At 60.6% G+C, this 8,506-nt stretch carries 9 protein-coding genes; 6 read left to right on the top strand and 3 right to left on the bottom strand.

What is annotated here, in order from left to right; genetic code table 11:
• Window positions 1-59 precede the first annotated feature (59 nt).
• Window positions 60-701, bottom strand: a complete 642-nt coding sequence (locus BG455_RS04445; RefSeq protein WP_071468776.1) for a YiaD family glycine zipper/OmpA-like lipoprotein — start codon at window positions 699-701, stop codon at window positions 60-62.
• A gap of 60 nt (window positions 702-761) precedes the next feature.
• Window positions 762-1,652: a methylated-DNA--[protein]-cysteine S-methyltransferase gene (locus BG455_RS04440; RefSeq protein ID WP_071468746.1), complete on the bottom strand. Its 891-nt coding sequence runs from the start codon at window positions 1,650-1,652 to the stop codon at window positions 762-764.
• Window positions 1,653-1,792: 140 nt separating this feature from the next.
• Between BG455_RS04440 and BG455_RS04435 the strand changes: the two genes are divergently transcribed.
• The 5 genes from BG455_RS04435 to folD all read left to right on the top strand — a co-directional run bounded on the left by BG455_RS04435 (window position 1,793) and on the right by folD (window position 7,276).
• Complete coding sequence (locus BG455_RS04435) at window positions 1,793-2,971, top strand: MFS transporter (RefSeq protein WP_071468745.1); 1,179 nt, start codon at window positions 1,793-1,795, stop codon at window positions 2,969-2,971.
• 64 nt (window positions 2,972-3,035) lie between these two features.
• On the top strand, window positions 3,036-4,058 hold the full coding sequence (locus BG455_RS04430; protein ID WP_071468744.1) for an aspartate-semialdehyde dehydrogenase: 1,023 nt from the start codon (window positions 3,036-3,038) through the stop codon (window positions 4,056-4,058).
• Window positions 4,059-4,266: 208 nt separating this feature from the next.
• A complete protein-coding gene (locus BG455_RS04425) occupies window positions 4,267-5,943 on the top strand; it encodes a formate--tetrahydrofolate ligase (RefSeq protein WP_071468743.1) in 1,677 nt (558 codons plus the stop codon).
• Between the two features lie 131 nt (window positions 5,944-6,074).
• Window positions 6,075-6,380, top strand: a complete 306-nt coding sequence (locus tag BG455_RS04420) for a chorismate mutase (protein ID WP_071468742.1) — start codon at window positions 6,075-6,077, stop codon at window positions 6,378-6,380.
• A gap of 5 nt (window positions 6,381-6,385) precedes the next feature.
• Window positions 6,386-7,276: a bifunctional methylenetetrahydrofolate dehydrogenase/methenyltetrahydrofolate cyclohydrolase FolD gene (folD, locus tag BG455_RS04415; protein ID WP_071468741.1), complete on the top strand. Its 891-nt coding sequence runs from the start codon at window positions 6,386-6,388 to the stop codon at window positions 7,274-7,276.
• Here folD and BG455_RS17250 read toward each other — a convergent pair.
• Entirely contained in the window at window positions 7,273-7,671 is a 399-nt protein-coding gene (locus BG455_RS17250; protein ID WP_071468740.1) for a DUF2306 domain-containing protein, read from the bottom strand. The two genes, folD and BG455_RS17250, sit on opposite strands and share 4 nt — an antisense overlap.
• A gap of 104 nt (window positions 7,672-7,775) precedes the next feature.
• Between BG455_RS17250 and BG455_RS04405 the strand changes: the two genes are divergently transcribed.
• Window positions 7,776-8,504, top strand: coding sequence for a LytTR family DNA-binding domain-containing protein (locus tag BG455_RS04405; RefSeq protein ID WP_071468739.1), 729 nt, complete (start codon window positions 7,776-7,778; stop codon window positions 8,502-8,504).
• Window positions 8,505-8,506: the final 2 nt, after the last annotated feature.

Here is an 8,506-nt window from a genome sequence, read left to right as displayed (position 1 = left end):
GCGGCTGTTTCTTAGGAAGGCCAGTCCGAAGACTGGCCTTTGTGTATGTTCTCAAAAAATCAGGCGGGTTGGTGGGGCCGGATGAAAATTTCAACGCGGCGGTTTTGTGCGCGCCCTGCCGGTGTCGCATTGCTGGCAACAGGTTGCGTCAGGCCGCGCCCTTGGGTCTGGATGCGGTTTGACGCCACACCTTGCGCGCGCAACACCTGCGCCACAGACCCTGCGCGCCGTTCCGAAAGGTTCTGGTTATACGCGGCGGTGCCGGTATTGTCGGTATGGCCCACCACAATCACGTCACTGCGGGGGAAGTTTACCAGATTGCTTGCAATGGTGCGCAGGTCGGCTTGCAGATCGGGGCGCAAGGTTGCGCTGTCGGTTGCAAACAGCAGGTCTTGCGGCAAGGTCAGGATCAGTTCTTGTCCGGTATTGCGAACATTCACATTATCCCCAAGCTGGCGCCGCAGCTCTGCGGCCTGACGGTCCAGTTGCTGACCGATCAGCGCGCCGGTTGTGCCCCCGATAATGGCACCTGCGGCAGCGCGGCGGCCATCGCCAGTGGCGGCACCGATTACACCGCCGACAGCAGCACCTGTCAGGGCACCGCCCAATGTGCGGTTCTGTGTATTATTGGGGTCTGGTGCGCAGGCCGCCAAGGCCAGTACAGCAGCACCAAGCGACAGGGTTGACACAGATACCTTCATCAAACGTTCCTCCAAAAGGTCAAGACTGCGATATACACCTGTATAACACATAAGGTCACCTCACGTTCCCTTTATCGCAGCTTTTCCAGTTTGGGCCTGCGGTGCTGCATCGTGGCGTGCGGCTTCCCATGCCAGCATTGCGCGTTTGCGCGGCACCCCCCAGTGGTACCCCCCCAAGCCCCCGGTGCTGCCGCGCAGGCAACGGTGGCAGGGCAACACAAACCCTATCGGGTTGCGCCCTACAGCAGTGCCTATGGCCCGCGCCGCGCGGTCCATGCCGATGGCCCTGCCGATGTCGCCATAGGTGGTGACCTCGCCCGATGGCACCTGCAACAGCGCCTCCCATACCTTGATCTGGAACGGGGTGCCGATCAGGTGCAGCTGCGCCTGTCCTGATTGCGCAAAGGCTGCCGCCACATGAGGGGCTGCGGCCTGCGCATCCTCACTATACTGCGCCTTGGGCCAGCGGTGCATCATTTCGGCCAGAATTGTGTCATGCTGGCCATCATCGGCAAAGGCCAGACCACACAGACCGCGTGCGCTGGCCATGCCAAGAGCGCGGCCAAAGGGTGTTTCAAACCAGCCGTAACGAATGCTTAGCCCCGCGCCACGGCGGGCATATTCGCCCGGCGTCATCGCTTCCCAGCGCACAAACAGATCATGCAACCGCGCCTGCCCCGACAGGCCCAGTTCATGCGATGCCTCCAGGGTGGTCAGGCGGTCCGACAGCAACCTGCGCGCATGGCCAAGCGTCAGGTATTGCTGATACCGCTTGGGAGAAACACCAGCCCACTGGCTGAACACGCGTTGAAAATGCGCCGGACTCATGCCCATATCCTGCGCCAGATCGGGCAGGCTGCGCTGTGCGCCGCCGGGCGCATCGATCAGGGCAATCGCGCGCGCGACGATCTGGTAATGATAGCTGTCTTCAGCCGCGGGTGCATCTTTCATGGCGTGTTTTCCCCAAATATCCCCGCAGGCTAACCCAGCCGCGCCTGTGACGCGACCCGAAACCTGCGCAAACGCGCCATTGCAACCACTTCACAAGTGAAATACGACTTTCCAAAATGCTAAAAACATAGGCATGCGGGATGAAACTTGGGCTTTTCTTTCTGGTTATCGGCTATCTGCTCAGCCAGTTCTACAGGTCGTTTCTGGCCGTTCTGTCGGGGCTGCTGCAATCCGATATCGGGGTGACAGCGGATGATCTGGCGCTGTCCTCGGGGCTGTGGTTTCTGGTATTTGCGGCCATGCAACTGCCTGTCGGTTGGGCGCTGGACCTGTTCGGGCCACGCCGGACGACAGCGGTTTTGCTGGGGGTAGGGGGCACGGCGGGTGCGGTGGTGTTTGCGCTGGCACAAAATGCGCTGCATCTGCATCTGGCAATGGCGCTGCTGGGGATTGGCTGCGCGCCGGTGCTTATGGCGTCTTACTACATCTTCGCGCGCAGCTTTCCGCCTGCGATTTTTGCCACACTTGCAGGGGCGGTAATCGGGTTCGGCTCGCTTGGGAATATCCTTGGGGCCTTGCCAATGGCATGGGCGGCCGAGATGTTTGGCTGGCGCCCCTCCATCCTTGCGCTGGCGGGCGTGACGGCGCTGGTGTCTGTGGTGCTGTGGAACGTCATCCAAGACCCGCCCAAAGTGGATGCACCGAAAGGCGAGAAAGGCAGCGTGCTGGGCCTGCTGCGCATTCCCGCTTTGTGGTTCCTGATCCCGCTGCTGTTTGTCAATTATGCGCCTGCGGCGGGGTTGCGGGGGCTATGGGTCGGTCCCTATTACACCGATGTCCATGCCGCGGGGGCGACAGGCATCGGGCAGGTCAGCTTGCTGATGGCGCTGGCCATGATTGCGGGCAATTTCGCCTATGGCCCGCTGGATCGGTTGCTGGGCACGCGCAAATGGGTGATCCTTGCGGGCAATCTGGCGGGGGCGCTGTGCCTTGGGCTGCTATGGGGCTTCCCGCTGGCGGGGTTCTGGCAGGCGGCGGTGCTGTTCGCGGCTGTGGGCTTTTTCGGCGCGTCCTTTCCCATGATGATGGCGCATGGCCGCAGCTTTATTCCGGCGCATATGACAGGGCGGGGGGTCACGCTGCTGAACCTGTTTTCCATCGGCGGGGTCGGGGTGTTGCAGGTTATCAGCGGGCGGGTGCATGCCTTCGCACCACAAACCTCGCCGGAACTGGCCTATCAGGCATTGTTTGCGTTCTTTGGGCTATTGCTGCTGATCGGGTGCATAATATACGCCTTCTCGACCGACCGGACAGATTAGCGCCCCTTCCCCTTTCGCCGCATTTGCGCTATGCCCCCGTCGACGTTTCAAAAGGAGAGCCATTATGGGCTACAAGATCGCCGTCGTTGGTGCCACGGGCAATGTGGGCCGCGAGATGCTGAATATCCTGGCCGAGCGCGAATTTCCGGTCGATGAGATCGTGGCGCTGGCGTCACGCCGCTCGATGGGGACCGAGGTCAGCTTTGGCGACAGAACCCTGAAATGTCAGGATCTGGAGCAGTTTGACTTCACCGGCTGGGACATTGCGCTGTTTGCGATTGGTGGCGAAGCCACCAAGACCTATGCGCCGCGCGCGGCCAAGACCGGCTGTGTGGTGATCGACAACTCCTCGCTGTATCGCTACGACCCCGATGTGCCGCTGGTTGTGCCCGAGGTGAATGCCGAAGCGATTGACGGCTACACCAAGAAAAACATCATCGCCAACCCCAACTGCTCGACCGCGCAGATGGTTGTGGCGCTGAAGCCCCTGCATGACCGCGCGCGGATCAAGCGGGTGGTGGTCAGCACCTACCAATCCGTGTCGGGTTCGGGCAAGGAAGCGATTGACGAGCTGTGGAACCAGACCAAGGGCCTGTATGTGCCCGGTCAGGAAGTGGCCCCGTCGGTCTATCCAAAGCAGATCGCGTTCAACGTGATCCCGCATATCGATGTGTTTCTGGATGACGGCTCGACCAAGGAAGAATGGAAGATGGTCGCCGAAACCAAGAAGATCATGGATAAATCGATCAAGGTAACCGCAACTTGCGTGCGCGTGCCGGTCTTCGTGGGCCATTCCGAATCCATCAATATCGAGTTCGAGGATTTTCTGGATGAAGAAGAAGCGCGCGATATCCTGCGCGAGTCGCCCGGTATTCTGGTGATCGATAAACGCGAGCCGGGGGGCTACATGACGCCGGTGGAATGTGTGGGCGAATATGCAACCTATATCAGCCGTATCCGGCAGGATTCGACCATAGATAACGGGCTGAACCTGTGGTGCGTGTCGGACAATTTGCGCAAGGGTGCTGCATTGAACGCGGTACAGATTGCCGAAGTGCTGGGAAATCGGTGCCTGAAGAAAGGCTGATCGCTTTGGCGTGATGCAAATACGGCGCGGGCAGTGCAGCCCGCGCCTTTTGCGTTTCTGCGCCGCGTGGCGCGGATTGTCACAGGGGTTTCCGATCGGAAATGGGGGCGGCGCATACAGCGTCCGAAATGTCGTAATCGCGGCTGTGTCGCGGCATCCGGCCCGCTATATCGACCCATGAGCGACACAGAGCCGCAGGGAAATTGACATGACTTTCAAAACCGACATCGAAATCGCACGCGAAGCAAAGAAAAAACCGATTCAGGAAATCGGCGCAAAGCTGGGCATTCCAAGCGAACATCTGCTGCCTTTCGGGCATGACAAGGCCAAGGTCAGTCAGGAATTCGTGGCCGATGCGCGCGGGCGCAAGCGCGGCAAGCTGATCCTTGTGACAGCGATCAACCCCACTCCGGCGGGCGAGGGGAAAACCACCACCACAGTGGGTTTGGGCGACGGGTTGAATGCCATCGGCAAACACGCGGCAATCTGTATCCGCGAAGCCTCGCTCGGGCCGAATTTCGGCATGAAAGGGGGCGCTGCGGGGGGCGGCTATGCGCAGGTCGTGCCCATGGAAGATATGAACCTGCATTTCACCGGCGATTTCCACGCGATCACCTCTGCGCATAATCTGCTGTCTGCGATGATTGACAACCATATCTACTGGGGCAACGAGCTGGAGATTGACGAGCGGCGCATCACATGGCGGCGCGTGATGGACATGAACGACCGCGCGCTGCGCGACATGGTTGTGTCCTTGGGCGGCGTCTCGAACGGGTTTGCCCGCCAGACGGGGTTTGACATTACCGTGGCATCCGAGGTGATGGCGATTCTGTGCCTTGCCGCAGATCTGGAAGATTTGCAGCGCCGTCTGGGCGATATCGTCGTCGCTTACCGCCGCGACAAGACGCCCATCTATTGCCGCGACATCGCCGCAGAAGGCGCGATGACGGTGCTGCTGAAAGATGCGATGCAACCCAATCTGGTGCAAACGCTGGAGAATAACCCCGCTTTCGTGCATGGCGGCCCATTCGCCAATATCGCGCATGGCTGCAATTCGGTCGTGGCGACACAGACCGCGCTGGGGCTGGCCGATTATGTGGTGACCGAGGCGGGTTTCGGGGCCGATCTGGGTGCCGAGAAGTTTTTCAACATCAAATGCCGCAAGGCGGGGCTGAAACCTGCTGTTGCGGTGATCGTGGCAACAGTGCGCGCGATGAAGATGAATGGCGGCGTGGCAAAAGCGGATTTGGGTTCGGAAAATGTCAGCGCGGTGGAAAAAGGATGCCCGAATCTGGGGCGCCACATCGAGAATGTGAAATCTTTCGGGGTGCCGGTTGTGGTGGCGATCAACCATTTCCATTCCGACACACCGGCCGAAGTGCAGGCGGTCAAGGATTATGTGGCCGCATTGGGCACCGAGGCGATCTTGTGCCACCACTGGGCGGAAGGGTCCAAAGGGATCAGTGCGCTGGCAACCCGCGTGGCCGAGCTGGCCGATAGCGAAGTGGCGCAATTTGCCCCGATTTACGCCGATGACATGCCGCTTTTCGAGAAGATCGAGACCATTGCCCGCCGCATCTACCGCGCGGATGAGGTGCTGGCCGATGCCAAGATCCGCAACCAGCTGAAGGAATGGGAAGCGGCGGGCTATGGGCATCTGCCGATCTGCATGGCCAAGACGCAATATTCTTTCACAACCGATCCAGCCCTGCGGGGCGCGCCTGACAACCATTCGGTGCCTGTGCGCGAAGTGCGGCTGGCGGCAGGGGCCGGGTTTATCGTGGTGATCTGCGGCGAGATCATGACCATGCCGGGCCTGCCGCGCAAACCTGCGGCGCAATCGATCCGCTTTAATGACGAAGGGCTGATCGAAGGGTTGTTCTGATCGCGCGGGATGGTGGACGGCGCTCGCGCGCAAGCGCGCATCGCCCCACCCACCATCCCGCAAATGCGCCGCATTGCACCCGTGGCGCTGGGGCGGTAGGACGCCAATATGCGACAAGATATGGTGTGCTGATGCGTCTTCCTTCTGAATGCCGAAATATGGCCGAACTTCGTGTGCAGATTGACCGGCTGGACCGCCAGCTGATTGCCCTGCTGGCAGAGCGCGCAGGCTATATTGACCGCGCGGCGCAGTTGAAGCCCGCCGAGGGCTTGCCAGCCCGGATCGGCGCGCGGGTAAACGAAGTGAAGGCCAATGTCCGCGCAGAGGCAGTTGCAAAAGGGTTGGACCCTGACCTTGCCGAAGGTGTGTGGTCGCAACTGATAGACTGGTCAATCGCGCGGGAAGAGAAAACGCTGGGCCGGGATGAACAGGAATAGATGAGATGACAGCACATATTATTGATGGAAAAGCTTTTGCGGCGCAGGTTCGCGCACGGGTCGCAGATCAGGTTGCGATGTTGAAGGACCAGCACGATCTGACACCCGGGCTGGCGGTGGTTCTGGTGGGCGAAGATCCGGCCAGTCAGGTCTATGTGCGCTCGAAGGGGAAGCTGACGGTCGAAGTGGGCATGGCCTCTTTCGAACATAGGCTGGATGCGGGCACGCCCCAATCAGACCTGTTGGCGCTGATCGCCAGATTGAATGCTGATCCCGAAATTCACGGCATTCTTGTGCAGTTGCCGCTGCCATCGCATATCGATTCCGATCTGGTGATCAATGCGATTGATCCCGCCAAGGATGTGGACGGCTTTCACATTTCCAATGTGGGGCTGTTGGGGACCGGGCAAAAGTCGATGGTGCCCTGCACGCCGCTAGGGTGCCTGATGATGCTGCGCGCGCATCATGGCAGCCTGTCTGGCATGAATGCGGTTGTGGTGGGGCGGTCCAATATTGTGGGCAAGCCGATGGCGCAGCTGTTGCTGGGCGACAGCTGCACGGTGACGATCGCCCATTCGCGCAGCAAGGATTTGCCCGCCATTTGTCGGGGCGCGGATATTCTGGTGGCTGCTGTGGGGCGGCCCGAGATGATTCCGGGCGATTGGGTCAAGCCCGGTGCCACCGTGATTGATGTGGGGATCAACCGTGTTGCGCATGGCGACAAGACCAAGCTGGTGGGCGATGTCCATTTTGAAAGCGCGGCTCAGGTTGCGGGCGCGATCACACCTGTGCCGGGTGGGGTGGGGCCGATGACCATCGCCTGCCTTTTGGCCAATACGGTCACAGCGGCATGCCGCGCACATGGCCTGCCAGAGCCAGAGGGGCTGACCGCTTAACCGCCGATCAGCACAGCATGCATGATGCGGCCGGGGATCAGGGTGAAGGCACCGGCAATGACCAGCCCGCCCCAGACCATGCCCAGCATCATGCCGCGATGCTGCGCCACGCGCCCGCGCCGGATTTGCCATAGCGCATAGACAATCCCGCCGATGACGTAGACCGAGAGCAGGTGAATCCAGCTATAGCCGAATACCGGGCCACCATGCGTGATCCAGAAGCTTGAAACGGCAACACCCAACATGGTGGTGACCCAAAGCCAGCCAAGCTGGCGGTGCGCGCGCGACCCGCGCGGGCGGGTGAAAATCAGCACGGTCAGGCAAATTACCAGCAGGGCTGCAACCGTGTGGATCTGGATGGCCAGACTGGCCTGCGTCAAGGGGGCTAAGTTCATTGTAAAATACCTTTCGAGAGCTGTCTTTTGTCTGCTTCGAGGGTTTGCCAAGCGTTGTTTCTCGCGGCAATACTGGCTGCGTGAATGGTACAAGGGCTTCGTGAATGGCTGCGTCTGGCAACGCTCTGCACTCCGCGCTTCGTGAATGGCAGGCGCTTCTAGCTGTCTGGGCAGGGGTGAGTGTGCTTGCGACGCTCGCCGGACCCTTCGGCACGATGGAAGCCTTGGCGGTCGTGCCGCGCGCATTCTACTGGGCGGGTGTTGTGGCTGTGGCGATCATGCTGGACCGCGCGCTTGTCCGATTGGGCCGAGCCATGCGGCAGGGGCAGGCGTTGCGTCTGGGGCTGGTGGTTGCCTATGCCATGATCATGGCAAGTCTGGTCTGGCTGCTGAACAGCTATCTGTTTGAAGAGTGGGGAAGGGGCGCGCAATGGCTTTGGCTGGTTTTCATCATTCTGGTAATCTCGGGGGGTGTTCATGCGCTGTTTCGCTGGTTCCAGCCGCGCGCGGACCCGGCTGCGCACACAAAGTTTCTGGCGCGGCTGCCTGTGCAGATACGCGCAGAGTTGATCCGGCTGGAAGCGCAGGATCACTATTTGCAAGTGGTGACAGAGAAAGGCGCAGACCTGATTCTGATGCGCATGAGTGATGCAGAGAACGAATTGGGCAAGGCAGGGCTGCGGGTGCATCGGTCGCACTGGGTGGCGCGCAGCGGTATTCGAGAGGTCCGGCGCAAACAGGGTCGCGTCACCCTGATGATGCGGGATGGCGCGGTGGTCCCTGTCAGCCGTGGCTATATTGCCGCGCTCAAGCAGGCAGGGCTTATGACCTGAGG

Source organism: Roseinatronobacter thiooxidans (genome assembly GCF_001870675.1).
Classification (GTDB): Bacteria; Pseudomonadota; Alphaproteobacteria; order Rhodobacterales; family Rhodobacteraceae; genus Roseinatronobacter; species Roseinatronobacter thiooxidans.
The sequence above is the reverse complement of the archived record's forward strand: the minus strand, read 5'-3'. Positions and strand labels throughout refer to the sequence as shown.